At 65.0% G+C, this 25,095-nt stretch carries 19 protein-coding genes, 3 tRNA genes, 1 other RNA gene, 2 pseudogenes and 1 riboswitch; of the genes and pseudogenes, 12 read left to right on the top strand and 13 right to left on the bottom strand.

Annotated elements, in window-relative coordinates; genetic code table 11:
• Positions 1–74 precede the first annotated feature (74 nt).
• Positions 75–1,145, bottom strand: a complete 1,071-nt coding sequence (locus tag B5D13_RS08435) for a glycerol dehydrogenase (protein ID WP_234970845.1) — start codon at positions 1,143–1,145, stop codon at positions 75–77.
• A 329-nt stretch (positions 1,146–1,474) separates the two neighbouring features.
• On the opposite strand from B5D13_RS08435, the gene B5D13_RS08430 reads away from it, so the two are divergent.
• Complete coding sequence (locus tag B5D13_RS08430) at positions 1,475–1,855, top strand: C-GCAxxG-C-C family protein (RefSeq protein WP_078687862.1); 381 nt, start codon at positions 1,475–1,477, stop codon at positions 1,853–1,855.
• Positions 1,856–1,972: 117 nt separating this feature from the next.
• On the opposite strand, the gene metK is transcribed toward B5D13_RS08430, so the two are convergent.
• Positions 1,973–3,208: a methionine adenosyltransferase gene (gene metK / locus B5D13_RS08425; RefSeq protein ID WP_078687861.1), complete on the bottom strand. Its 1,236-nt coding sequence runs from the start codon at positions 3,206–3,208 to the stop codon at positions 1,973–1,975.
• 89 nt (positions 3,209–3,297) lie between these two features.
• Positions 3,298–3,405: riboswitch (SAM riboswitch) on the bottom strand.
• A 145-nt stretch (positions 3,406–3,550) separates the two neighbouring features.
• Positions 3,551–4,453 carry a TetR/AcrR family transcriptional regulator gene (locus B5D13_RS08420; protein WP_090991501.1) on the bottom strand — a complete coding sequence of 301 codons (903 nt, stop codon included), beginning with the start codon at positions 4,451–4,453 and terminating at the stop codon, positions 3,551–3,553.
• Positions 4,454–4,681: 228 nt separating this feature from the next.
• On the opposite strand from B5D13_RS08420, the gene B5D13_RS08415 reads away from it, so the two are divergent.
• From B5D13_RS08415 to sdaAA, 4 genes are all read left to right on the top strand, one after another.
• Positions 4,682–7,519 carry a YhgE/Pip domain-containing protein gene (locus B5D13_RS08415; protein WP_078687860.1) on the top strand — a complete coding sequence of 946 codons (2,838 nt, stop codon included), beginning with the start codon at positions 4,682–4,684 and terminating at the stop codon, positions 7,517–7,519.
• A complete protein-coding gene (locus B5D13_RS08410; protein WP_091007971.1) occupies positions 7,516–9,696 on the top strand; it encodes a YhgE/Pip domain-containing protein in 2,181 nt (726 codons plus the stop codon). The genes B5D13_RS08415 and B5D13_RS08410 overlap by 4 nt, the downstream gene beginning before the upstream one ends.
• Positions 9,697–9,838: 142 nt before the next feature.
• Positions 9,839–11,344, top strand: coding sequence for a glutamate--tRNA ligase (gene gltX / locus B5D13_RS08405; RefSeq protein ID WP_078687858.1), 1,506 nt, complete (start codon positions 9,839–9,841; stop codon positions 11,342–11,344).
• 209 nt (positions 11,345–11,553) lie between these two features.
• Positions 11,554–13,134 carry an L-serine ammonia-lyase, iron-sulfur-dependent, subunit alpha gene (gene sdaAA, locus B5D13_RS08400; protein ID WP_078687857.1) on the top strand — a complete coding sequence of 527 codons (1,581 nt, stop codon included), beginning with the start codon at positions 11,554–11,556 and terminating at the stop codon, positions 13,132–13,134.
• Positions 13,135–13,290: 156 nt separating this feature from the next.
• On the opposite strand, the gene B5D13_RS08395 is transcribed toward sdaAA, so the two are convergent.
• A complete protein-coding gene (locus B5D13_RS08395; protein WP_078687856.1) occupies positions 13,291–14,643 on the bottom strand; it encodes a lysylphosphatidylglycerol synthase transmembrane domain-containing protein in 1,353 nt (450 codons plus the stop codon).
• A gap of 399 nt (positions 14,644–15,042) precedes the next feature.
• On the opposite strand from B5D13_RS08395, the gene B5D13_RS08390 reads away from it, so the two are divergent.
• The 3 genes from B5D13_RS08390 to B5D13_RS08380 all read left to right on the top strand — a co-directional run bounded on the left by B5D13_RS08390 (position 15,043) and on the right by B5D13_RS08380 (position 15,358).
• Positions 15,043–15,116: transfer RNA gene (locus tag B5D13_RS08390), tRNA-Gln, on the top strand.
• A 20-nt stretch (positions 15,117–15,136) separates the two neighbouring features.
• Positions 15,137–15,213: transfer RNA gene (locus B5D13_RS08385), tRNA-Glu, on the top strand.
• Positions 15,214–15,281: 68 nt separating this feature from the next.
• Positions 15,282–15,358 (top strand) — tRNA-Glu (locus B5D13_RS08380).
• A gap of 136 nt (positions 15,359–15,494) precedes the next feature.
• Here the strand turns inward: B5D13_RS08380 and B5D13_RS08375 are convergent.
• Entirely contained in the window at positions 15,495–16,886 is a 1,392-nt protein-coding gene (locus tag B5D13_RS08375; RefSeq protein ID WP_078687855.1) for a CCA tRNA nucleotidyltransferase, read from the bottom strand.
• A 272-nt stretch (positions 16,887–17,158) separates the two neighbouring features.
• Here B5D13_RS08375 and B5D13_RS08370 point away from each other — a divergent pair, with 272 nt between their 5' ends.
• Positions 17,159–18,640: a C1 family peptidase gene (locus tag B5D13_RS08370; protein WP_078687854.1), complete on the top strand. Its 1,482-nt coding sequence runs from the start codon at positions 17,159–17,161 to the stop codon at positions 18,638–18,640.
• Positions 18,641–18,650: 10 nt separating this feature from the next.
• On the opposite strand, the gene B5D13_RS08365 is transcribed toward B5D13_RS08370, so the two are convergent.
• The 7 genes and pseudogenes from B5D13_RS08365 to B5D13_RS08915 all read right to left on the bottom strand — a co-directional run.
• Positions 18,651–19,289, bottom strand: coding sequence for an IMPACT family protein (locus tag B5D13_RS08365; RefSeq protein ID WP_078687853.1), 639 nt, complete (start codon positions 19,287–19,289; stop codon positions 18,651–18,653).
• 130 nt (positions 19,290–19,419) lie between these two features.
• Positions 19,420–19,698 carry an HPr family phosphocarrier protein gene (locus tag B5D13_RS08360; RefSeq protein WP_078687852.1) on the bottom strand — a complete coding sequence of 93 codons (279 nt, stop codon included), beginning with the start codon at positions 19,696–19,698 and terminating at the stop codon, positions 19,420–19,422.
• Positions 19,699–19,709: 11 nt separating this feature from the next.
• Positions 19,710–20,234: a PTS sugar transporter subunit IIA gene (locus B5D13_RS08355; RefSeq protein ID WP_078687851.1), complete on the bottom strand. Its 525-nt coding sequence runs from the start codon at positions 20,232–20,234 to the stop codon at positions 19,710–19,712.
• A 29-nt stretch (positions 20,235–20,263) separates the two neighbouring features.
• Positions 20,264–20,701, bottom strand: a complete 438-nt coding sequence (locus tag B5D13_RS08930) for a PTS sugar transporter subunit IIB (protein WP_078687850.1) — start codon at positions 20,699–20,701, stop codon at positions 20,264–20,266.
• 71 nt (positions 20,702–20,772) lie between these two features.
• The gene (locus tag B5D13_RS08925; RefSeq protein ID WP_369821288.1) at positions 20,773–20,979 is read right to left on the bottom strand and encodes a PRD domain-containing protein; all 207 of its coding nucleotides are present in this window, start codon (positions 20,977–20,979) and stop codon (positions 20,773–20,775) included.
• Between the two features lie 176 nt (positions 20,980–21,155).
• Positions 21,156–21,389, bottom strand: a pseudogene (locus tag B5D13_RS08920) (PRD domain-containing protein); the annotation flags it as partial.
• A 131-nt stretch (positions 21,390–21,520) separates the two neighbouring features.
• A pseudogene (locus B5D13_RS08915) lies at positions 21,521–21,616 on the bottom strand (CAT RNA binding domain-containing protein); the annotation flags it as partial.
• A gap of 245 nt (positions 21,617–21,861) precedes the next feature.
• Here B5D13_RS08915 and rnpB point away from each other — a divergent pair.
• The 3 genes from rnpB to B5D13_RS08330 all read left to right on the top strand — a co-directional run bounded on the left by rnpB (position 21,862) and on the right by B5D13_RS08330 (position 24,740).
• Positions 21,862–22,217: RNase P RNA component class A (gene rnpB, locus B5D13_RS08340), an RNA gene on the top strand.
• A gap of 143 nt (positions 22,218–22,360) precedes the next feature.
• Positions 22,361–23,716: a putative DNA modification/repair radical SAM protein gene (locus tag B5D13_RS08335; RefSeq protein ID WP_078687848.1), complete on the top strand. Its 1,356-nt coding sequence runs from the start codon at positions 22,361–22,363 to the stop codon at positions 23,714–23,716.
• Positions 23,652–24,740: a TIGR03915 family putative DNA repair protein gene (locus B5D13_RS08330; protein WP_078687847.1), complete on the top strand. Its 1,089-nt coding sequence runs from the start codon at positions 23,652–23,654 to the stop codon at positions 24,738–24,740. Before B5D13_RS08335 ends, B5D13_RS08330 begins: the two co-directional genes overlap by 65 nt.
• Before the next feature lie 61 nt (positions 24,741–24,801).
• On the opposite strand, the gene B5D13_RS08325 is transcribed toward B5D13_RS08330, so the two are convergent.
• Positions 24,802–25,020: an IS3 family transposase gene (locus tag B5D13_RS08325; RefSeq protein WP_369821286.1), complete on the bottom strand. Its 219-nt coding sequence runs from the start codon at positions 25,018–25,020 to the stop codon at positions 24,802–24,804.
• Positions 25,021–25,095: the final 75 nt, after the last annotated feature.

Genomic DNA, 25,095 nt, shown 5'->3' with positions numbered 1-25,095 from the left:
GGTCACTCCAGACTTGGGGCGCCGCAGGCACAAACGGTCTCGACGCGAATAATTCTAGCCAAGGACGAGACCCCCTAGGAGTTCGCCTTGCCCAGTGCATCGGCCTGAACGATGGCGGCGTAGAGCTCGTCGGGTGTGACGTCGCCGGCGAGGTTGTGAATCGTCTCGCCGGGCACGCAGGCGTTCTTCGCGATGGTGTGGATCTGCTCGTCGGTCGTGATCCCGAGCTCGGCGAGCGTCGTGGGCAGGCCGACCTCGCGGCAGAAGCCCTGAACGTCCTCGAACTCCTCCTTGGTCGCACCCTCGAGCACAAGCTGGACGAGGGTGCCGAAGGCGACGCAGCTGCCGTGGGGCGCGCTGTGTCCGCCGAGCGAGGTGAGGCCGTTGTAGAAGGAGTGGGCCGCGGCGCAGTTGACGTTGTCCGCACCGACCCCGGAAAGGTACACGTTGGCCTCGATGATGGCGTCGAGTGCCGGCGTGACCACGTTGTTCTCGCACGCGGCGATGGCCTGAGAGCCGTAGTTGCGCAGCGTCTCGTAGCAGAGCTTGGCCAGCGCCATGCCAGCGCGCGTGATGCCGGTGCCCTCGAGGCTGGGAGACTCGGTCCTGATGGAGGCGCGACCCTCGAAGTAGGTGCCCAGGGCGTCGCCCATGCCGGCGACGAGGAAGCTCACGGGGGCCTCGGCGATGACCTGGCTGTCGACCATGACGGCGTCGGGGTTGGTGGGATAGAAGAGGTACTTGTCAAAGCTGCCGTCGTCGTTGTAGATGACGGAGAGGCCCGTGCACGGCGCGTCGGTCGCGGCGACGGTCGGGATTACCACGACGTGCTTGCCGGCGTAGAACGCGGTGGCCTTCGCGGTGTCGACGGCAGAGCCGCCACCCACGGCCACGACCGCGTCGATTGCGTCCTTCTCCACGATCTCCTGCATCTTGGCGATCTCGCCCTTGCTCGAGATTCCGCCGAAGATCTCGTAGCGGCGGTAGCTGTCCGAGTCGCCGAAGCTCTGCTCGATCTTGTCGTGGCAGGCCTTGTAGCCGCTGTTGGAGCAGACGAAGAGCCAGCGCTTGCCCATGTAGCCCATTTCCTCCTCGAACTTGAGGAGGGCGCCCTTGCCCTGGACGTACTTCAGTGGCTCTCTCATTGCGCGCAGAAGTTTCATGACAGACCTCTCTCTTTGGACAAGCTCGCGGGAATCTACACCTGCTGAGCAGCATTTATTGTGCGAAAGACCGATTTGCCGACGCACCGTGAAACGTTATATCCGCAACTGCGGCCAACGGTCGCGAGGCGCCGCGTGGCGGCAGCAGATGCGTCCGTGAACGGTAGGTCGACTGACGCAAACGGACAGGCGTCACAGGAGCCGAATAGTCCCGGCAGCCCGGCCATGGGATACCATGTCAACAAAGCAGGCGAGAAGCGCCCGCGCCACCGCCAGAGGGCGGCGGCGCGACGCGGGGAAACGGAGAGCTGATGGAGAGAACCGAGCGGGCGGTAGGACTCAAGCACGACAGGAACAACTGCTGTCAGGCGGTGGTTCGCGCGTTTGTCGACGTATGCGACCTGCCGGAAGAGACCCTGAGCGCGATGGGCGCGCCGTTCGGGTCGGGCATGGGCAACATGGAGGGAACCTGCGGCGCGCTCGTCGGCGCCGAGATGGCGCTTGGCCTGGCGCGCGCCGACGGCCGCGCGTGCCACCGCGATGCGGCGGAGCTCCTCGAGGGCTTCCGAAGGCGCTGCGGATCGACCATATGCTCCGAGCTCAAGGGACGCGACACGGGCGTCATCCTCTGCCCGTGCGACGACTGTGTGCGCAACGCGGTGCTCGAGCTCGAGCGCATGCTCGGCGAGTAGCCGCCAAGACAGCGTGAACGAGGATGGAGCCGCCGGTGCGCTTGCCCCGGCGGCTCCATCCAAGAGGAGTGATGCTTGCGGTCCAAGCCGGTCGGGCCTGATCCGCCTCGGCGGCCCCTACCTCAGGGAGTCGACGGCGGCCTTGAGCTCGTCGACGCGGTCGGTGCTCTCCCAGGTGAAGTCGGGGTCCTTGCGGCCAAAGTGGCCGTAGGCGGCCGTCTTCCTGAAGATGGGGCGACGGAGCCTCAGGTCCCGGATGATGGCGCCGGGACGGAGGTCAAAGACCTTCTCGACGGCCCTCTCGATGACGTCGTCGGATACCGCGCCCGTGCCAAAGGTGTCGACCATGATGGAGAGCGGGTGGCTCACGCCGATGGCATAGGCCAGCTGGACCTCGCACTTGTGGGCCAGTCCGGCCGCGACGACGTTCTTGGCGACCCAACGTGCCGCATAGGCGCCGGAGCGGTCGACCTTGGTGCAGTCCTTGCCGCTGAAGGCGCCGCCGCCGTGGCGGCCCATCCCACCGTAGGTGTCGACGATGATCTTACGACCGGTCAGGCCCGTGTCGCCCATGGGGCCGCCCACGACGAATCGGCCGGTGGGGTTGACGTAGATGTCGGCGTGCTTCCAGCTGATGCCCTGCTCCTCCATGACCGGCTTGATGACGTGATCGATCATGTCCTCGCGGATCTGGGAGCCCTCGACGGAGGCCGCGTGCTGGGTGCTGACGACGATGGCCGTCACCTCGACGGGCCTATCGCCCTCGTAGCGGACGGTGACCTGCGTCTTGCCATCCGGTCGCAAGTAGGCAAGCGATCCGTTCTTACGCACGTCGGCCAGGCGCCTGGACAGGCGCTGCGCGAGGTAGATGGGCATGGGCATGAGCACGTCGGTCTCGTCGGAGGCGTAGCCGAACATCATGCCCTGGTCGCCGGCGCCGATCTTGTCCAGCGGGTCCTCGTCGGTAGCGCGGGCGAAGGTGCCGTCGACGCCCTGGGCGATGTCGGGCGACTGCTCGTGGATGAGGTTCATGACGCCGCAGGTGCTCGCGTCGAACCCGTACTTGGCGCGGGTGTAGCCGATTTCGCGGACGGTGTCGCGGACGATCTGCTGTACGTCGACGTAGGCCTCGGTGCGGACCTCGCCCATGACGACGATGGTGCCCGTGGTGGTGAAGGTTTCGATGGCACAGCGGACGTTATCGACGTCTGCGCCCTCAACGCCCGCGGCCTGGAGCCGCGCCTCCTTCTCGAGGATGGCGTCCAGGATGGCGTCCGAGATCTGGTCGCAGATCTTATCGGGGTGGCCCTCGGTAACAGACTCAGAGGTGAACAGGTAGCTCTTGCGTGCCATCACACGCTCCTTTCCGGCGATAACGCGCCAACAAGGAACCAAAAAGGTCCCCACCAACAAAGGGGACCCGTGTCTGGCAACACCATGTTCCCCCGTCTTCCAGGCATTGAGGCCTGCCGAGAATTGGCACCATACCAACTGGCTGGTTGCCGGAGCTTCAAAGGGCTCGGTCCCTCAGCTCTATGCACCCACGCGGGTGCCTCTTGACGAGCAAGCTATAGCCTATGACTTGACTTGAGGATTGTAAACAGGTTCATCACTTGAGCGCATCGACGGCCAGTCGACGCACACTGGGGCAAGCCATCGCGCCTCAGAGCGGGCGCGGGACGCGCCCCTCGCCCCTTACGCACCCTCTCGGGCACCTATGCCGTTCATAACGACGTCAAGCAGATCACGCGTCATGACGGCGGCGATGGCATCAGTGGAGCGCCCCAATGATTCGCCGGCGGAGACGAGCGAGGAAACCAGGTAGCCGCCCAAAACGCCCACCGAGACCTGGTCCGAGTTCACGCTCTTTCTGATGATGCCCTCGGCCTTGCCCCTCTCGAGCTGCGCCGAGACGATGCGGGCGATCCTCATGAAGTGGGTGGTCATGCCACCCGAGACATCTCCGTTCGACGACGCCAGCTCGCGCGTGAGGGCCAGGGCGAGCGGACTCCCCGCGCTGACGCGCCGGCTGACCTCGGCGCACAGGCTCACGAGCGACTCGCTGGCCGTCGAGGCCCGGGCCACGACGCCCTCGACGGCGACGACGAGGTCGTCGCAGGCCGACTCGTAGATGGCGTCGACCAGCTCGTCCTTGTCGGCAAAGTAGTAGTAGAGGGAACCCTTAGACATGCGGCAGCGCGCGGAGACCTCGCTCATCTGAAAGTCCCCGTTGCCGCGTTCGACCATGATCTCGCTCGCGGCGGTCATGATGCGCTCGCGGGTCCTCGCGCTCTTGCGCGTCTTGCTCGAAGAGCGGGCGCGGGCCCTGCCCTTGGCGGCGGCGCCCTCGACGACCCCCTGGGCCGCTCGCAGCGCGGCATCGTGCGCGGCGTGGCGGACGGCCGCCATGCCCCCGGCAATCTCGGAGGCAACCTCGAGGTTCGCCTTTGCAAGTCCAACGCGAACCGACGACCGTCTGTCCTCGACCGGCGCCGTGGCCTCACTTGGCAACGCGTCGACGGCCGACGGCGCGCCTCGCTTCGCTCCCGTCGTCAGCGTCTCCGTCCCTGTAATGTCCCCGTCGCCCGACTGCACCATGACCGCCTCTTCCCTCTTGTCTCGAGACCATCATAGCGCTCGACACAGATTTTTGAACCAAGCTCAAAACGCCTGCGTCGACACATCATGGAGCGCCCATATCTTTGGCAAGGAAGCACGTGAAACGATTTTTGAATCAGATTCGAATTTTTAGAGTTCACTCGGCGAGACATCTGCCGGAGGGATATCATTTTGAATGCTGAAACCGCACGATTCACGGAGCGTTACATGCACAACGTACTCACCATCTTCCGCCGAGACCTCAGGCGAATCTTCAGGAACCCCGTAGCCGCCATCGTCACCGTGGGCGTCTGCATCCTCCCCTCCCTCTACGCCTGGATCAACATCGCGGCAAACTGGGACCCGTACAAGAACACCAGCACCGTCGCCGTCGCCATCGTGAACGAGGACGAGGGCACCTACAACGAGAAGCTCGGCCAGATCAACGTGGGCGACATGGTGGTCGAGAAGCTCGAGCAGAACGATCAGCTCGGCTGGCAGTTTGTGGGCGAGCAGGAAGGACTCGAGGGCGTCGCCTCGGGAAGGTACTACGCTACCATCGAGATACCAAAGGACTTCTCGTCGGACCTCGTGAGCGTGCTATCTGGGGACCTCAAGACGCCCAAGCTCAAGTACTACGTGAACGAGAAGGTCAACGCCGTCGCCCCGAAGGTCACCGACACGGGGGCCTCGACGGTCGAGCAGCAGATCAACGACAACTTCGTCTCGACGGTCGCAGGCGTGCTCACGACCAAGGCGCAGGACACGGGCGCGAAGCTCGGGAGTCAGACCGACAAGCTGGGCGACACCGTCCTCGCGGACATCCGCGACGCCCAGTCGACCCTCGACGACGTGAGCACTCAGCTCGAGGGTGCAAAGGGCACCGTGGGCAAGACCCGCGATGCCATCCGGCAGGCGCGAGACGTCCTCGCATCGCTCTCGTCGATAACCGGCAGCTCGCAGAGGACGCTTAGGGACGCGTTAGGCGAGCTGGGAGGTGCCCGCAGCGACGCGCAGTCTCTCGCCTCGCGCCTGGACAGCGCCGTCAGCGTCGGCACCGCGCGCCTTGACGAGGCGGCCACGCGCGCCTCGACAGCGCTCGGCGGCTTCGCGGGCATGGCCGAGCACGCAAGCGCCACGGCGCAGTCCGGGGCGAAGGCCGCGCACAAGCTCAGCGAGGTCAACCGCAAGGCAATAACGTCGCTCAACGATGCGAAGGCCCAGATTCAGGCCTCCTCGATGCTGAGCGACCAGCAGAAGCAGGAGCTCTGCAGCAAGATCGACGCGCTCGTCTCGCAGCTCCAGAAGAAGGCCGACACGGCCGACTCCATCGCCTCCCAGCTTGACGGCCTCAAGTTCGACGCGCAGGACATCAGCGACGGCGCCCAGCAGCTCGAGGGCTCCATAAAGGACGCGACGTCCGGCATCTCGGATGCCAAGAACGACGTCTCGCAGAACGTGCTGCCAGCCCTTTCAAGCTCGCTCGACTCCTTCGCGCTCGCCGGCGGCGACCTGCAGGGAATCCTCGACGGCGTTTCCCCCGCCGTCCAGCAGGCCTCGGGCACGCTGGATCAGCTTGACAGCACGCTGCGCGAGGCTCAGGACGTGATCGACCAGACGCAGGACGCGCTGGGCGGCCTGAGGGGGTCGCTCGGCTCGCTTGCGACCGACATCGAGGCAATCCGCGCATCGCAGAACTTCCAGCTGCTCCAGAACGTCATGGACATGAACTCCGACCAGGTGAAGGAATTCATGACCTCGCCGGTCGAGCTCAGCGAGCAGGACGTCTTCCCCGTCGCAAACTACGGCTCGGGCGTCGCGCCCTTCTACACCAATCTGGCCATCTGGGTCGGCGGCTTCGTACTGATCGCCATCTACAAGCTCGAGGTCGACGAAGAGGAGGTCGGCCCCTACCGAGCCTGGCAGGGCTACCTGGGCAGATATCTGTTGCTTCTGGTCCTCGGACTCGCGCAGGCACTCATCTGCTGCGTAGGCGACCTCGTCATGGGCGTCCAGTGCCTGCACCCCGTCGCGTTCATCTGCGCCGGCCTGGTGCAGTCATTCGCCTACGTCAACATCATCTACGCGCTCTCGGTGGCGTTCAAGCACATCGGCAAGGCGCTCTGCGTCGTCCTCGTCATCCTGCAGATCCCCGGCTCCTCGGGCGTCTATCCCATCGAGATGATGCCGGGCTTCTTCCGCGCCATCAACCCATGGCTGCCCTTCACCTACGGGATCAACGCCATGCGCGAAACCATCGCGGGCTACTGGGGCTCCTGCTACGTGCAGAACCTCCTGACGCTGCTAGCGTTCGTGGTTCCCGCGCTGGCCATCGGCATGGGAGCCCGCAGGCACCTCATCAACATCAACACGCTCTTCGACAAGAAGCTCGCCGAGACCGACCTCATGATCTGCGAGCACGACGGCATGACGCGCGAGAACTTCAAGCTGTCGACCATAATCAAGGCGCTCCTCTCCTCCGAGGACTACAAGCACGTCCTGCTCGAAGAGGCGGCGAACTTCGAGGCAAAATACCCCGGCATGGTCAAGCGTGGCTTCGCTCTGGTGCTTGTGGTACCGCTGGTGCTGCTGGCGCTCGTCTTCGCAACGCCGGCGAAGCTGCCGATCCTCATCGTGTGGATCGTCTCGCTCGTCGCCATCTGCGCGGGTCTCATCGTGATCGAGTACCTGCACGAGCGCGTCTGGCAGAAGACGACCCTCGCGGAGCACAGCCGCGACGAGATCTACGAACTGCTTGACCGCGAGCTCGACGAGCAATGGGAGTACAAGCTGCCGTTCCGCAAGATAGCAGGCAGCCTGCGCAGCCGCATCAGGGGCACGAGGGACGCCGCCGGCGCAGGGCCGCGCGACGCGGGCGAGAAGGACGCGACAGGCGCGACTCGGCCCCCCTACCCCCAGCACTCCATACCCGACCCGCGGCCCGACGCCCAGGACGGCGCCATGTTGGACTACCGCGCCGAAGACTATCGCAAGCACGTTGGCGAAGGGGAGCCTGGCCACCACAAGACGGACGGAAGCGATGCGAAGGGAGGCGAGCGCCGATGAGCACCATCATCAAGATCTTCAGGCGTGACTGCAAAAACGCCACGCGCAACGTCATCGCACTGGTCGTGTGCATCGGGCTGGTCGTCATCCCCTCGCTGTACGCATGGTTCAACATCGCAGGCGGCTGGGACCCCTACGGCGCGACCGGCCAGCTCAAGATCGCCGTGGCGAACTCCGACAGGGGGTACACCTCGCAGACCATGCCGATGGAGATCAACATCGGCCAGCGCGTGGAGGCGACGCTGAGGGAGAACCAGAAGTTCGATTGGGTGTTCACCACCGAGCAGGACGCAATCGACGGCGTGAGCTCAGGCGAGTACTACGCCGCCATCGTGGTCCCGGAGGACTTCACGAGCGACATCATGTCGGTCTTCTCGACCAGCACGCGCCACGCCGAGCTGCGCTACTACGTCAACCAGAAGGAGAACGCAATCGCGCCGATCGTCACCCAAAAGGGCGCCTCGTGGCTCAAGAACGAAATCGACCGCCAGTTTGCCCAGACCGTAACCGGCGTGGGCGCGGCTGTCATGACCGACCTCGGAAACTACCTGGACGACGACCAGATCCTCTCAGTCGCCTCGGCGCTCGACCGCGCGCTCACGAGCGGCTCGAAGGACATCAGGCGGGTCTCCACCCACGTGGGCTCCTACGCGTCGCTCTTGAGCTCGGCCTCGTCGCTCGTGAGCTCGTCCAACGACCTGCTTAAGACCACCGGCTCGTCGGCCAGCTCCCTCAAGTCGCTGCTGAACGACACGGGCAACAGCGTCGCTTCGGTCAGGCAGGGCCTCGACTCGAGCAGGGACGCCATCTCGGGTGCCGTCGACAAGAGCTCGCAGAGCATCGACTCGCTGGGGTCGGCCGTGGACGACGCCTTCGATGTCGCGGCAAACCACACCGGCGAGGCCCGCAAGAAGCTCAGCAACGCGGCCAGTCTCACCTCGCACGTCGCAGGTGACTACGGCAGCCTCGCCGAACAGCTCGACAGCCTGGCGGGGACCATCAGCGACGCATCCGCACAGGCGCACGTCAAGGCAGCCGCGACCCACGCCCGAACGACGCAGGCGACGCTCTTCGGCATTTCCAACGCCCTCTCCACGGCCGCCGACGAACTCACCACGGACAACGTCGAGGCGAAGCGCCGCGAGGTAAAGGAGAAAATCGACGCTGGCAAGACCGAGATCGAGGCCCTCAAGAGCAACTACTCCGGCAAGCTCGACCAGAAGCTCACCAGCCTCTCCGACGCCATCTCCAGCACGTCCTCCGCGACCTCGGACGTCGCGAACAAGCTCGACGACGCGATCGGGTCCCTCCAGAGCGCGACGGGTTCCGCCAAGGCCGACCTCGAGGCCATGCAGGACTCCCTCTCGGACGCGCAGGGAAAGCTCGGCGGCATGGCCGACAAGATCGACGACACGCACGCGAGGCTCAAGGCGGCGCTCAGCTCCGGAGATGCGAAGACGATTCGCACCATACTCTCGTCGGACCCCGACGCACTCGCGTCGTGGATCGCGTCGCCCGTGCAGCTCGACCGCGAGGCCATCTACCCCGTCGAGAACAACGGCTCCGCCATGGCGCCGTACTACACGACGCTCGCTCTCTGGGTCGGAGCAACCGTACTCGCGGCGATGCTCAAGACACCGCTCTCGGAAGAGGCCCTGCGCGAGGCGGGAGGCGCCCGCCCGTACCAGCGCTACTTCGGACGCCTGGGCATCTACCTGGTGCTCTCGTTCCTCCAGGCGACCCTCGCCATGCTCGGTGACCTCTTCTTCCTTGGCGTTCAGGCGAGTGACCCGATTCAGATGATGGTCTGCGCGTGGGTGGCCTCGTTCGTCTTCATGAACGTCATCTACGCGCTGGTGGCCTCCTTCGGCGACGTCGGCAAGGCCGTGGCGGTCTTCCTGCTGGTCATCCAGGTGGCCGGCTCGGGCGGCAGCTTCCCCAAGGAGATGCTCCCTCCCCTGTTCCAGGCATTCAACCCGTTCCTGCCCTTCGTCCCCATCATGAACGGCATGCGAGCCGCCATCGCCGGCTCGTACGGGGCCGAATTCTGGGTCTGCATGGGTCACGCGCTTCTCTTCCTCGCACCCGCCCTCGCGCTCGGGCTGGTGCTGCGCGTGCCCGTCATCCGCGTGAACGACTGGTTCGCCGAGAAGCTCGAGGACACCAAGATCATGTAGCCCACGGGAACGCAAGCCCATCCAGGGTTCAAGAGCCGCAGATTCTGCAGTATCGCGGGCGCGCCGAGGCGCGTCCGCTAGCGTACGGTCTATACTGACCAAGTTTTAATGAAGGCATCGACTAGCTAGAAGAGGTTCGACAGTGAGCTCTACTGACAACAGGCCGGTCCGCGTCCGCTTCGCCCCGTCTCCCACGGGCAAGCTGCACGTAGGCGGCGCGCGCACCGCAATCTACAACTGGGCGTTCGCCCGTGCGAACGGCGGTACGTTCATCCTGAGAATCGACGACACCGACCCCACCCGCTCCACCGAGGAGAACACCCAGATCATTCTGCGTGCCATGCGCTGGCTGGGACTCGACTGGGACGAGGGCCCCGAGGTCGGCGGCGACTTTGGCCCCTACTGGCAAACCGAGCGCCTGGACATCTACCGCAAGGAGGCCATGAGGCTCGTGGCCGAGGGCAAGGCGTACTACTGCTTCTGCACGCCCGAGAAACTCGAGGCCGACCGCAAGGCTGCCCAGGAGCGCAAGGACGCGTTCCAGGGCTACCAGCGCACCTGCCGCGACATCGACCCTGCCGTGGCCCAGCGCCGCGTTGACGCCGGCGAGCCCTACACCATCCGCATCAAGGTCCCCCTGGACCGCGGCGACGTCGTCGTCCACGACGCCGTCCACGGCGACGTGACCTTCAACGCGAAGGAGCTCGACGACTTCATCATCTTCCGCTCCGATGGCACCCCCACCTACAACTTCGCGACCGTCGTCGACGATGCGCAGATGGGCATCACGCACATCATCCGTGGCGACGACCATCTGTCCAATACCCCGCGCCAGATCATGGTCTACGAGGCCATGGGCGCGCCGACGCCGACCTTTGCCCACATCAGCATGATCCTGGGTCCCGACGGCAAGAAGCTTTCCAAGCGCCACGGCGCGACCTCTGTCGAGGAGTACAAGGCCGCCGGCTACGACTCCGACGCCTTCGTCAACTACCTGGCGCTTCTGGGCTGGGCGCTCGACGGTGACACGACCATCGTCCCGCGCGACGTCCTGGCCAGCAAGTTCTCGCTCGACCACGTCTCCAAGAACCCTGCAACCTTCGACTTCAAGAAGCTCGACTGGATCAACGGCCAGTACCTCCAGGCGATGGGCGACGAGGAGTTCTCCAAGACCCAGCTCGTCCCACAGCTCATGGCCGCCGGCCTCGAGCAGGACGACGACGTCGACGCGGCCTACGCCGCCAAGCCGGAGTGGTTCGACCTTCTTTCCAGCATCCTGAAGCCGCGCACCACGCTTGCCCCCGAGGTCGTCGAGAAGAGCCGCTTCCTCTATATGGGCGAGGACGTCGAGTTCGACGAGAAGAGCGTCAAGAAGAACCTCGCCAAGGAGGGCGCGCGCTCCTACCTCGAGGCGGCGAGGGCCGCACTCGAGGCCATTGATGCGGACCAGTGGAAGGCGGCCTCGATCGATGCGGCGCTCGAACCCCTGCCCGAGCAGCTCGAGACCAACAAGCGCAAGTTCTACGGCGCCGTTCGCGTAGCAGAGTGCGGAAATCAGGTCTCTCCCCCGCTCGGCGAGTCCCTCGAGCTCCTAGGGCGTAACGTCACCCTGGCGCGTCTCGAGAAGGCCCTGCCGCTCGCGGAGTAGTCGGCGCAGCCGAACGCAAGCGGCGCGATACTAGCTCCTGCCCATGTTTGGGGGCCGTTGTAGCCATTAGGATACGACGGCCCTTTTTCTGTGCACGAAGGTGGCGAGAGTGCCACAATGGCGAAAACGCGTGACATCCCCGGAGCCGAAGCGGCAATCCGCCCGAGGCCCCGCCGCGCCGGACGCCCAAACGAAAGGGAAGATCGCACATGATGAACACCTCAGCGTTCGAGATTCTGGGCCCCGTCATGGTCGGCCCGTCCTCGTCGCACACCGCGGGCGCGCTGCGCATCGCACTGGTCGCGCGCTCCCTGGGCCCGAAGCCCCTCAAGAGCGTTGACTTTAAGCTCTACAACTCCTTCGCCCACACCTACCACGGGCACGGCAGCGACCGTGCGCTCGTCGCGGGCATCCTGGGCATGGCGCCCGACGACATCCGCGTGCGCAACTCGTTCGAGCTCGCGAAGGAGGAGGGGCTGGAGTTCTCGTTCACCGAGGCCTCCGACAAGGAGGGCACCGCCCTTCATCCCAACACCGTCGCGGTCAACATGGTTGGCCAGGACGGCATGCAGATGTCGGTCACCGGCGAGTCCCTGGGCGGCGGCAAGGTCCGCATCAGCTCTATCGACGGCATCGCGGTCGAGATGACCGGCGACTATCCCACCCTCTTCGTGGCACACCAGGACCGCCCCGGCGTCCTGGCGGCCCTCACCAGCGGACTTTCGGCCTCCTCCGTCAACATCGCAACGATGCGCACCTTCCGCGAGAGCCGCGGCGGCCGCGCCTACACGGTCTTCGAGGTCGACGACGGCCTAGACCAGAGCGTGCTCGAGTACCTCTCGCGCGGGCCGAGCATCTCGTTCGCGAGCCTCGTGAACATCCCCGGCGCCTCGCAGGCGGCGCCCGACGCGGTGCTGCCGCACGGCTTCGAGACGGGCGCCCAGCTGCTGCGCGCCTGTGCCACCGAGAACCTCTCCATCGGCCAGATCATGCGCGAGCGCGAGCTGGAGCTCGAGCCCTCGGCGGACGTCGACGCTCGCATGGCCAAGATCATCGAGGTCATGCGGGAGGAGACCGTGCGTCCCATCGAGAAGCCCGAGCCCTCCCTGGGAGGCCTCCTGGGCGGGCAGGCAAAGGCCGTGGCCGACGGCGCCGAGCGTATCTCGAACGTCCTCCTGGGCTCGACGCTCAGCAAGGCGACCGCCTACGCCATGGCGGTCCTCGAGCGCTCTGCGACCATGGGCGTCATCGTCGCCGCACCGACCGCAGGCTCCGCCGGCGTCATCCCCGGCTCGGTGCTCGCCACGGCCGAGGCCGCGGGCGCGGCGGACGACCAGATTGCCGCAGCGCTCTGGAATGCCTGCGCCGTGGGTGCCATAGTGGCCCGCAACGCCTCCGTCGCGGGCGCGGAGGGTGGATGCCAGGCCGAGGTCGGCACGGCGGCCGCAATGGCGGCAAGCGCCCTCACGGAGCTTCTGGGCGGAAGCCCCGAGGCCTGCCTCTCCGCGGCCTCAACGGCGATCGCCAACCTCCTGGGACTCGTATGCGACCCCGTGCGAGGCCTCGTCGAGTACCCCTGCCAGAACCGAAACGCCATCGGCGTGGCAAACGCCATCAGCGCGGCTCAGCTCGCGCTATCCGGCGTGCTCGACCCCATCCCCTTCGACGAGGTCGTGGCCGCCATGAAGGCAGTCGGCGACTCGCTGCCGGCAGCGCTGAGGGAGACGGCCCTGGGCGGCCTCGCCGCAGCGCCATCCGCATGCGGCGCCTGCCGACGCTGCGCCCTGTAGAGCCCGGTCCGGAACACCGCGAAGGCCAGGGGCAACCGCCGGTCGCCCTTCCGGCCCGAAGCGGAGCCAGGCGGAGCAAGAGAGAGGGCGAGAAGTGCGCACGCATGCGCTTCTCGCCCTCTTCGCATGCCTGGGAAACGGCGTCCGACGCCCCCCCTACTCCTTCTTGTCGTGCGCGTGGGCGGCAGTCCTCTTGGCCTGCTTCGATCCCATGGGAACGCGAATGCCGCCGTTGGTGGCCACGGGACCGCCCTTCCGCGCGCCGGAGGTGCGGGCGGTCTTGCCCTTGGCCTTCGCGGCAATCTGGCTGCCCTTGAGGGTCGCGACCTTGGGCGCCGCCGAGGCCGCAGAGCCCCTGCCGAGGCGTGCCATAATGCGCTGCACGCGGTTGTAGATGCTCATGCCGCCGTTCGACCTCAGTCCAAGGAGGGGCGCGGCAAGAATCGTGGGCGCGAAGAAGGTGACGATGCGCCAGATCAGGAAGCCGGCGCTCGTGGCAGCGCCGAACATGTGCTGGTAGAACATGTAGAAGCCACCCTCGGCGCCGCCGGTTCCGCCGGGAAGGGGCACGGCAGAGGCGACCATCTGGACCATGGACCCGGCCGCGAGGCACTCGATGAAGTCGCCCTCGACGCCGAATGCACGCAGCACGAACCAGGGAATCATGTACAGGCACGCCAGCTGCGCCATCGTGACCAGAAGCGTGAGCCCCATGGAGGGAAGGTCCTGAGAGGCACGCTTGAACGCGTTTGAAAACTCCATCACCTGAACGTTGACCATCTCGTCCCAGTACTCGCGGTTCTTGAGCCAGCCGCGCTTCGACGCGAGGTTGATCGCCCAGTTGCCCAGGCGCATGACCAGACGCGGGCACAGGCAGACCACGAAGAGGCCCGCGAGCTCCAGGAAGTGCACGCCGAACACGACGAGGTTCAGGATGATGATGTCGCCGTAGGTCTCGAAAAAGTACTCGAGCTTGGCGAAGAGCATGATGGCCGCGAACAGGACCACGCCGAACTGGAACATGATGAAGCGCGTGAACTGCGTGGCACTCGCCTCGCCCACGTCAAGCCCCGTGCGCGTCAGGCGATAGATCTGCGAGGGAACGGCGCCCGCCATCATGGGGGTAAGGTTGCCGAAGAAGACGCCGGAGGCCTCGACGCTCATGAGGTCGCGCACGCCAACGGGAGATTCGTGGTCGAGGTACACGGCGATGACGTAGGCGATCACGCCGAAGACGAAGTAGAAGGCGTAGGCGACGCAGGCCCACAGGACCCACCCGGTGTCGACGGACGAGAGGGCGTCCAGGAACTCCCCCATCTGCCCCGACACGATCAGGTAGACGATATATATGCCGACGACCGCAGCAAGGAAGAGCGCGCCCTTGCGGGCCTTGGCGTTGTTCTCCTCGAGCTCCTCGGTCTCCACGCCGCCACCAACGGAGACGTGGGGCGCCGAAACCTTGAGCGAGACCTTGCCTTTGGTGCGCTTTGTGTCCTTAGGCTCTGCCATCAGGCTCCCATGGTCGCCACGCCGAGAACTGCTCGACGCATCTTGGTGTCTACAACACTCTTATGATAGCGCAGATGGCATGGCTCCCGCGAAGGCCTGTGCGCAGCCAACACCAAGAATGGGCAAGTCGCCCGGCGCACGGCGGGAGAGCAGGGGATCTCTGCGCCTGCGGGAGGGCAGCCCCTTCTTAGGATGCGGACTAATCCAGAAATTGTGAAGACGCAGATGGCATCAGCACGTCAGCTAGAAGAAAGAGAAGTGCCAGCTCAGACGCTTGAAGTACCACATTTTGCCCCAGCGGCAGCGAATGCGGGAACAATTTTTGAGATTTCCCCTTGCATGGCCCCCGCCTATCGCGTATATTCTTTTCTCGCGCCGAGGCGCACAGAGGACACCGATTGGGACGTCGTCTAACGGTAGGACAACGGATTCTGGTTCCGTCAGTGGGAGTTCGATTCTCTCCGTCCCAGCCAAGTGTGCCTGACAATTGCATGGCCCGTTCGTCTAGCGGTTTAGGACGCCGCCCTCTCAAGGCGGAGATCACCAGTTCGAATCTGGTACGGGCTACCAACTGTTATCGGGCGCAGGAGTTGCAAGATAGTTCCTGCGCCCGTATTTACAGCCTCGCGCCTTCATATGGCCCGTTCGTCTAGCGGTTTAGGACGCCGCCCTCTCAAGGCGGAGATCACCAGTTCGAATCTGGTACGGGCTACCAAGAATGAGCAGACCGTCGGGCAATCTCGGCGGTCTGATTTGTTATGGCCTTATTGCCCCTCGCGTACCCGACTTCGCGCGGGGCGAGGACCTGCCGAGAAGCACGTAGCATGCCCAGCGAAAGGCACCCGGCACATCTAAATCTGCAGGCTGCGGAGAAGCTCTTCTCGCTCGTTGGGAAGATCACCGTTCACGACGGCACTCAGGAGCCCCTGGAGTATGAGACCGACGCCCGGCCCGGGCTTGATGCCCGTGACAGAAATCACGTCCGACCCGTTCACGGCAAGGTCACCCATACGATACGTTGCGCCACGCTCGAGCTCGCGCCGCAAGGCCAGCTCAATGCCATCAAGCTCGATGGCGTAACCCGCGACCCAGTCGACCTTCGAGACGGCGTCGGCCCGCTTGAGATCAAGCAGGTCGAAGGCCAGGCGTGGCGCGCGACCGGGACAGGCCTTGTCGAACTTCATGAGGGTGCGGCGCATGGAGCGCGACGTGGGTGACACGACATGGTCATGCAGCCTCACCAGCGAGCGAACGGGGATGATGAGGTCGTGCGGAAGCGCAAGCCGACGCATCAGGAGCTCGCACACGCGCGCGCCGACCTTGGGGTGGTCGAAGAAGTGGCCGCGACCCGTCTCGTCCTGGGTGAAGGTTATGGGCTTCGCGACGTCGTGCATGAGGGCGGCCCAACGCAGCTCGCGCGAGGCATTGCCGCCCGTGAACTCCTCGACGGCACGGCAGACGCGCATGGTGTGCTCGAGCACGTCATAGGCGTGATAGGGACTTCGCTGGTCGAAGGCCACCAGAGGCTTGAGCTCGGGAACCGCGACGCCGAGGACGGGCATCTCGTGAGCGAGGGCCCAGGCAACGGCGCCGGTGCAGACGATGCCGTCGAGCTCCTGCCCGATGCGCTCGTTGGCGATGTCCTCGAGACCGTCGGCACAGCGCGCCAGGGCCTCCTGCGTCCGCGGCTCGACGTCAAAGCCGAGGCGGCAGGCAAAGCGCACCGCGCGCAGGACTCGCAGCGCATCCTCAGAGAAGCGAAGGCGCGGGTCGCCGACTGCCCTGATCAGCCCCAGGTCAAGGTCATCTCGGCCGCCATGCGGGTCAAGCAGGCCACGCTCGGGATGGTAGGCCATCGCGTTGATCGTGAAGTCCCTGCGCTTTAGGTCCTCGCGCACGTCGTCCACGAAGACGACGTCATCGGGGTGGCGGTGGTCGGTGTAGGAGCTCTCAACGCGGTAGGTGGTCACCTCGACCGGCTTGCCCCCCACGATTGCCGTAACGGTGCCATGGGCGGTGCCCGTCTCGCGAACGGCGATGCCGCAGGAGTCGAGCACGCGCTCGGCGTCACGCCAGTGGGCCGAGGTTGTGATGTCGACGTCGTGGCAGGGTGCGCCCAGAAGCGCATCGCGAACCCAGCCTCCCACGACCCAGGCCTCGAAGCCAGCCGCCTCCAAGGCGCGCAGGACGCTCAGGGCATAGTCGGGCACCCCATATGCAACGTCCCTCAAGGCTCGGGCCATGTCTCCCCCATCACATGTTTTCGCTTTTTAAGATAGTAGCATTCGCGCGTCAGGCTGCGGTGAGTCAATCGCGAGAGGACCGAAGGCCAAGACGCATCCCAAACTTCCGAGCAGACGCTCGTGCCCACGTGGCGGCACCCGCCTCACGAGGTGACGACGTGACAGGGCGATGCGCCGCGGTGGTGCTAGACTGAAAAAGTTTGCCAACACTAAAACATGTCCCGCCTCCCGGCACAGGCCGGGAGGCGGGACACAGGAACGAGGGAGTGAGCATGAAGCAGGCGACAGCCATCGACCCGAGCTGGGCCACGAGCAAGAACAAGTCCTTCTCGGCAGATAGGGCCAACCGCGTGGCCAGAAACGCAGTGACCTCCGCGGGCGTCATGGCCGCGGCGCGCGACATCAGCGTCATGCGCGGCTACAGCGACACCTATGGGGTGATGGTCCCCAAGACTGCCAAGGTCTGCAACCAGAGGCAGAGCGGCCGCTGCTGGATGTTCAGCGCGTTTAACGTGGCGCGCCATGCCACGATGGAGCTCCTGGACGTCGACAGCTTCGAGTTCAGCCAGAGCTTCGGGATGTTCTACGACAAGCTCGAGAAGGCCAACGCCATGTTCGAGCGAATCATCCGGACCGCGCACCTGCCCTTCGACTCCCGTGAGGTGTGCGAGCTGCTGGACGAGGGCGTGGGCGACGGCGGCTACTACCCCTTCGCCATGAACCTGATCGCCAAGTGGGGCCTCGTCCCCAAGGCCGCCATGCCCGAGACCGCGTGCTCCCGCAACTCCTCCGAGATGGATGCCCAGCTGGAGCGGCTCTGCCGCAAGGGAGCCTGCGAGCTGCGCTCGATGGCGGCGGACGGCGCAAGCGCGTCGGAGCTCCGCGCGCACAAGGAGGAGCTGCTGGCGAACGTCCACGGCATGCTCGCAGTCTGCCTGGGAGAGCCGCCCGTGACCTTCGACCTCGAAATCCAGGTCGGAAAGAAGTGCAAGGCCGACCCTGCCAAGGTCTTCGCGGTGGAGGGCAAGGCAAAGGGCGCCGCCAAGAAGGACTCAGGCGACGAGGACGGAAAGGGCGACGAAAGCGAGCGCTTCGTGCTGCGTGACGCGGGAATCACCCCGCGCGAGTTCGCCGAGCGCTACGTGCCATTCGACCCCAACGACTACGTCACGCTCGTCTCGATGCCCGGGAAGACCCGCCCCTTCGGCCACGCCTACCACCTCACGCTGACCGACTCGGTCGTGGGCGGCACGCCGAACCGCATGCTCAACGTCGAGCCCGAGGTTCTGGACGCGGCTGCGGTCGCCAGCCTCAAGGCCGGCGTGCCCGTGGGAATGGCCTGCGACGTCATGCAGCAGTTCCCTCGCTACATCGACGACTACAAGTACGTGCTCTCGACCAACGGCGAGGACGTCGAGGCGCTCTTTGGCTGCGACCTAGCGATGGAGCGCGCCGACATGATCGACATGCGAGAGACCTGCCTGACCCACGCGATGACCTTCCAGGGCGTCCAGCTCGACGGGGACGGAAGACCCCGGGCCTGGCGTGTCGAGAACAGCTGGGGCGAGAAGCAGGGCAAGGACGGCTACCTGGTCATGAGCGCCGACTGGTTCCACCTCTACGGCGGAGAGGTGGATGTCAGGCGCGAGTTCGTGCCCACAGAGACCCTCAGGCAGTGGGACGAGGCTCCCGTCGAGGACGTCACGCCTTGGAGCGGCCTCGCGACAGCCCTGGGACGCGGACGACAGAGGTAGCGAGAAGTACCTAGAACTCCTGGAAGGTGGGCTCGCCCACCACGCAGAGGTCCTCTCCGGAAGCCAGCTCGCGAAGGGCGGCGACGAAGGGGGCCTCTTTTCCCGTCAGAAAGGCGCAGTTCATCTGGACGTCCTCGGAGAAGATAGTGTCGCGGACCTTTCCGCCATAGTCGCTCACCATGCGTTCAACCCTGCCGTAGGCGGAGTACGGGATCGTGGCCGTGACGCGCGTGACCATGGTCATCTGAACGACGTTGCCGGCCGCCTCGGCGGCGGCGAGGGCCTCCTGTGCCGCGGCCGTGTAGGCACGCACGAGCCCGCCGGGGCCCAGCAGCGTGCCGCCGAAGTAGCGCGTCACCACGCAGCAGACGTCCGCCAGGCCGGCCCCGCGCAGGACCTCGAGGGTGGGCATGCCGGAGGTGCGCTGGGGCTCTCCGTCGTCGGAGCAGCGTTCGCGACCGTCCGCCAGAATCCATGCGGGGACGTTGTGGCGGGCGTCATGGTGGCGGCTGCGCACGGTGGCGATGAACTCCTCGGCCTCGGCCTCGGAGCTCACATGGCAAAGCTGCGCGATGAAGCGGCTCTTGCGGTCCACGAACTCCCCCGTGGCCTCGGTGCCGCCCGCGATGGTCCTGTAGCTATCGAGCAAGGCCGCCCGCTCCTCTCCCCCCGCGCTCGCGCACCGGAATACGAATGGTTGCCGGGAGTCTCCCGGACACAAGAAATGGTAGCGCAAACAAACGCGGGGCCCGGACGAACCGAGCCCCGCAACAAATACGCTAGAGAGTGGGTCGACCACCCGTCATACCGCTCGCAAGCACATGTCGAATGGCGCGGGCCGCCTCGGCCTCGTCACGGCCGGCGCAGCGAACGATTACCTCGTCCCCCGAGCCCGCCTCGAGCGCCATGAGCCCCATGAGGTCGGATGCGGAGACCGTGGCGTCAGCAAAGGAAATCGTGGCCTTGCACGAGAAGTCGGCCGCCACGCTCGCCAGCGCGACGCAGGTGCGCGCATGCAGTCCCCTGGGATCCGCGACCCTGCAAGAGAGTTCCAACATGGCAGGCGTGACTACTGGGTGACGACGACCGCAACCTCGCCGGCGTTGAGGTGCTGCGGCGAGACGGGCGAGACGTTGGGAAGGTCGTCCGTGTTGGTGACGACCATGATCACGTGGTCCTCCTTGCCCGCCTTGGCGATCTTGTCCATGTCGAAGGTCATGAGGGCCTGGCCGGCCTTGACCGTGTCGCCCCTGCCGACGAAGCCGGTGAAGCCGTCGCCCTTCATCTCGACCGTGTCGATGCCGACGTGGATGAGGATCTCGACGCCGTTGTCGCCCATGATGCCGAGGGCGTGGAGGGTACCGGTGGTGACGGTGACCTCACCGTCGACAGGCGAGTAGATGATGCCCTGCTCGGGCTTGATGACGATGCCCTTGCCCATGGCGCCGGAGGCGAAGACGGGATCGGGCACGTCCTCCATGTTCATGGCCTCACCCGAGACAGGGGCGTAGATGTTGGCGGGAACGGACTCGACCTTGATGTCCTCGGGCTTCGCGGGCGCGGCCGGCTTCTTGAACATATCGAACAGACCCATGCTTGCTTCTCCTTCATGGTGGTGCGGACCTATGGTACAGATTGTACCAACAAGCGGGCAAAATGCATGCGATTATGCAGATTGAGTCGCATTAAGGGCATGATTGGAGCGCCTCTTCGCCAGAGTGCCCCTCGCACATGCGCGACCGGATCCCACAAGAGCGTCCGAGGGGACGGTCGGGGACGAGAGCGGGGTCGGGCTATCGTTGGGGGGTTGTCGACGGCCTGACCGACGACGACCTGGTACTGGCCTTGGGCATGCATGACCTTGATGACGCCCCTGGTGGCCTGGAGCTTCTCGTCGTCGACCTTCGACTCGTCCTTCGGCCTGACGCGAAGCCGTGTGATGCAGTGTGCGACGGAGTTGATGATCCACCTACCGCCAACGAGCCCGATGATCGTCTTCGCGAGCTCGGTGTAGTCCTTGACCACGGCAAGCCCCTTTCCCCTATCGCAACCAGACCCCATGTCTAGTGCATTTCAACAAATATGAAACTATCTATCTGCATTGCCCTTGCGGGACGCAAGCATTCCGCCAATCAGTTCGTGCTGGATATCAACCCGTTGACGTGCATCAAGAGATACAGGAGCTCCTCCTCATTGCAGCGCCAGCCCATCTCGTCACGCAGCCAGGCGTCAACCTTCGAGACACAGGCGTACGCATCGGGAAAGTCATCGACCGCCTGTCTGAACAGCGAACGATTGGTGGTCTCGCTAACGACTCCGCGGGAGAAGCGCCCGACCAGAAAGCGAACGTGGGCGGCGAAGCGGGCGAACTCGTAGGAGTGTCCGCAGCAATGGAGAAGGACTCTTCGATCAGCTCGACGATCTTCTCGATGACGCGCGTCGATTCCATGACGTAGTGCATGTTGGTGGGCACGGCGGAGTCCATGCCGGGCGCGCCCTCGGAGTTCACGATGTGAAGCGCATTGTTGACGGCCTCGGCCTCGGGAAGCTCGAACCCCGTACGGCTCTTGATCATGCCCACGCCCGTGCGGGCGATCTCGAGCTGCACGGGATAGACTCGACGGACCTCGGCCTCGAGGGAGCTGTGGATGTCGCCCCCCTCCTGCAGACGCTTCTGGGCGTACTGGATGTGATCGGCAAGAGTGAACGGAAGGTTGGGGTTGAGCTTGCGGTTGAGCTCGAACGCCACAAGGTCGTTGATGTCGGCCGCGACAATAATGTTCTCGAACGAAAGCGACTTGACCGCAGCGGCGACAGACTTAGAGACCCCACAGAAGGAGCGCTCGACCAGGGAGTCGTCAACCAGCGTGTAGGGCGCCTTGGGAAAGCCGATCCCTTGCCGAAGACAACGACCTCGCTGTCGGAGTCATCCAGCACGAGGGCCACGTTGTTGTTTATCTTCTGGGAGATGAGCATAAAAAATCCTCCCAAGACACCAGGCATGGCAAGGACAGAGAGCGATGGCTCAGCTGACGCTCTTGCGCAAGTGATGCCTCCCGAGGAGTAACAATCTCGCTGGAAAAGACGATGGAAATGCACGCGCGCGATGGCAACAACAAATTCTACATTTCTTGGCGGCGGTCGCCTAGCGGCATGATGAGTTGGTAAGCATCGCCAACAACCAGCGCCAGCACTCCCCCGTCTGCTACAATCACTCACGCGAAGTGGGCCAGACGATCGCGGGACGCGCTTGCGCGTCATGAGGAAAGTCCGGGCTCCACAGGGCAGGAAGCAGGCTAACGGCCTGGCGGGGTGACCCGACGGAAAGCGCCGCAGAAAAGAAGACTCCCGCTGCTCGCGCAAGCGAGTGAGAGAAAAGCTGAAACGGTGGTGCAAGAGACCACCAGCGTCGTGGCAACACGGCGGCTTGGCAAGCCCCTTCCGGAGCAATCGCAAATAGGAGCGTCATGGTGCGGCCCGCACCGCGCTCGGGTTGCGAGCTAGAGGGCGTCGGTAACGGCGTCAGTAGATAAATGATCGTCCACGACAGAACCCGGCTCATCGGCCCACTTCGCACTATCTTCCCCCGGAAAACCCACTGCACGAGCTCCCGCGCACCGCATCGGACGAGGCTCTTCTCCCCAAAAAACAGAACACTTGTACTACGTGGCTCCTCGCACTAGACTGTATAGAACAGTCGTTCTATTTTTGGAGGCCCTCGTGGACACGCTCGAAAAGCTCGAAATACTTGCCGAGGCGGCAAAGTACGACGTCGCATGTACCTCTTCGGGTGTCCGAAGGGGACCAAAGGCGGGAGCGCTGGGACAGGCAAGCCCGGCAGGATGCTGCCACAGCTTCACCGCGGACGGCCGTTGTGTCACCCTTCTCAAGGTGCTCATGAGCAACGCCTGCAGCTACGACTGCGCCTACTGCGTGAACAGAAGGGGTGCCTCGTGTAAGCGGGCCACCTTCTCGCCGCGTGAGCTCGCCGAGCTCACGGTCGACTTCTACAAGCGCAACTACATCGAGGGGCTGTTTCTGTCGTCCGGCGTGCTGGGCACACCGGACGAGACCACCGAGCGCATGATCTTGTGCCTCGAGATCCTTCGCGGCGAGCTGTGCTTCAACGGCTACGTGCACGCCAAGGTCATCCCGGGAACGTCGGCTGACCTCGTCGACAGGCTGGGAAGGCTTGCGGACAGGCTGAGCGTCAACCTCGAGCTGCCCAGCGCCAAGTCCCTCTCGCTCCTCTGCCCGGACAAGGGAGTCAACAACGTGAAGGCCCCGATGTCGCAGATCTGCTCCAAGAGAAAGCAGGAGGAAGGGGCCCTCACGGGCGGGCACCCGAGCCTCCCCTCCCGCCGGAGCGCGTCCGGCGTGGGGCTCGCCACGAACGGTGCAAGGCTCACGCTCAGGAAGACCTCCTCGGTATCAAGCTCAAAGAGGACCTTCGCGCCGGCAGGGCAGTCGACGCAGATCATCATCGGCGCCACGCCAGAGGACGACAACCACATCCTGCAGCTCTCCAGCGCACTCTACCGGCGCTACGACCTCAAGCGCGTGTTCTTCTCGGCCTACATGCCCGTGATGGAGGACGACCGGCTACCCGGACGTGAGACACCCGTGCCGCTTCGTCGCGAGCATCGCCTGTACCAGGCAGACTGGCTCATGCGCTACTACGACTTCTCGGCAGACGAGCTTGCCTCGCCAGATGCCCCGTGGCTCGACCTCGAGGTGGACCCAAAGCTTGCCTGGGCGCTCGCGCACATCGACCGCTTCCCCGTCGAGGCGAACGACGCCCCGCTCGAGGCTCTCCTGCGTGTGCCGGGAATCGGTCCCATCGGGGCAAGGCGCATCATACAGGCAAGGAGGCGCCACCCGCTGGGATTCGACGACCTCAAGCGTCTCAACGTCACGCTCAAGCGGGCAAGGCACTTCCTCACCTGTCACGGCAAGCGCGACGAGAGCTGCCCACTGGACGAGGAGCTCATTCGCAAGAGGGTGGTGAGCGATGCGAGTGCGACAAGCTACAACAGGCGTCGGAGGCAGGCCGAGGGGCAACTCGCGCTCTTCTAGCACGTTGTCCCAGCGCGAGGCTCTCGCCCACAGGAGCGAACACGCAGACGGGGTAGCACCCGAAGTCCAGGAGATCGTCGAGCGCGTCAGGAACGCGATATCATGCTGCGACGGCCTGCTCGTGTCCACCCCGGCGACGCTCGAGGGGGTCCTTGCGGCCGTGGGCGTGGGCTACCTGGCGCACGTCCCCCACGAGCGGATGCGCCTGTGCGTCACGAGCTCGGCGCAGCCGATGCTCGGCGAGGCGTTCGAGACGATCCCAGAAGTCCTTCCCGAGGGCCTAGCGGCCCTCGCTCGGCGCGTGTACGCCGGCCTGCAGACAAGGCTCGCCGCCACCTGCCCGCGCGCCCAGGAAGGCAGATGTCCCGCACGCTGCTCTGGCGAGTGCGCGCTCAAGCTCGCTTGGGCATGCGCCTCAGACAGCAAGGGGATGCCCGAAAGCGTCCACCGCTATGTCGTGAGGTGCTTCGCGGAGGGCGCGGGCGCGGCGCAGGATGCCACGGACCCCGTCACCGCAGAGGTTGACGCCCTCGCAAGGCAGGTCATGGGCGAGTGCGAGCACGCACGGCAGTTCGTCCGGTTCTCGCACATGGCCGACGACACGCTAGGCGCGTCCTTCTCGCCCAACGCCGACGTGCTGCCCTTCGTCTCGCGCCACTTCGCGAGGCGCATGCGAGAAGAGCGCTTCTACGTCGTCGATCCCGTCCATGCCACCGCGATATTCCACGACCGCGGGTGGAAAGCCTGCGAGGTCGCGCGTCTCGACGCACAGACGGTCTCGGGACTCGCAGGTCGAGGGGACCTCGCCCCGGACGAGCGCTACGTGCGAGCCCTCTGGAAGAGGTTCTACGACGGACTGGAACTCAAGGGCAGAGACGCTTCCCAGCGCGGCTATGACCTGCGCAAGGGCTGGATGCCCGTACGATTCTGGAGAGGGCTCTTCGAGCTTGACCCCCGCTCCGACGACCCGGGTCCCCACGTGCCCGAGCGCTACCGGGGAGGACACCGCAACAGGCCCGCCTAAGACGAAAAGGCCCCTCCCATGTGAACTGCGCCCCAGTTCTTGGACGGGCAAATAAAGCGGCCTAGGCCGCATGCAGGGACTGATTCCGGAACTCCTCCGGGGTCAGTCCCTTCAGCTTAACCTGACGCCTCCTCGTGTTCCAGTGGACGACGTAGGCGTCGAGGTCCCTCTTGAACGCGTCGAAGCTCGGCCATGTCTGGTCACGGAAGAACTCGTCCTTCAGGTGGCCGAACACCTGCTCGGTCGCCCCGTTGTCGATGCAGTTGCCCTTCCGGGACATGCTCTGCACGACGCCCGCCTCCTTCAGCCTGTTGCACCACCCGGCCTGCTGGTACTGCCAGCCCATGTCCGAGTG

Source organism: Olsenella sp. KH1P3 (assembly GCF_900167315.1).
Classification (GTDB): domain Bacteria; phylum Actinomycetota; class Coriobacteriia; order Coriobacteriales; family Atopobiaceae; genus Olsenella_J; species Olsenella_J umbonata_A.
The sequence above is the reverse complement of the archived record's forward strand: the minus strand, read 5'-3'. Positions and strand labels throughout refer to the sequence as shown.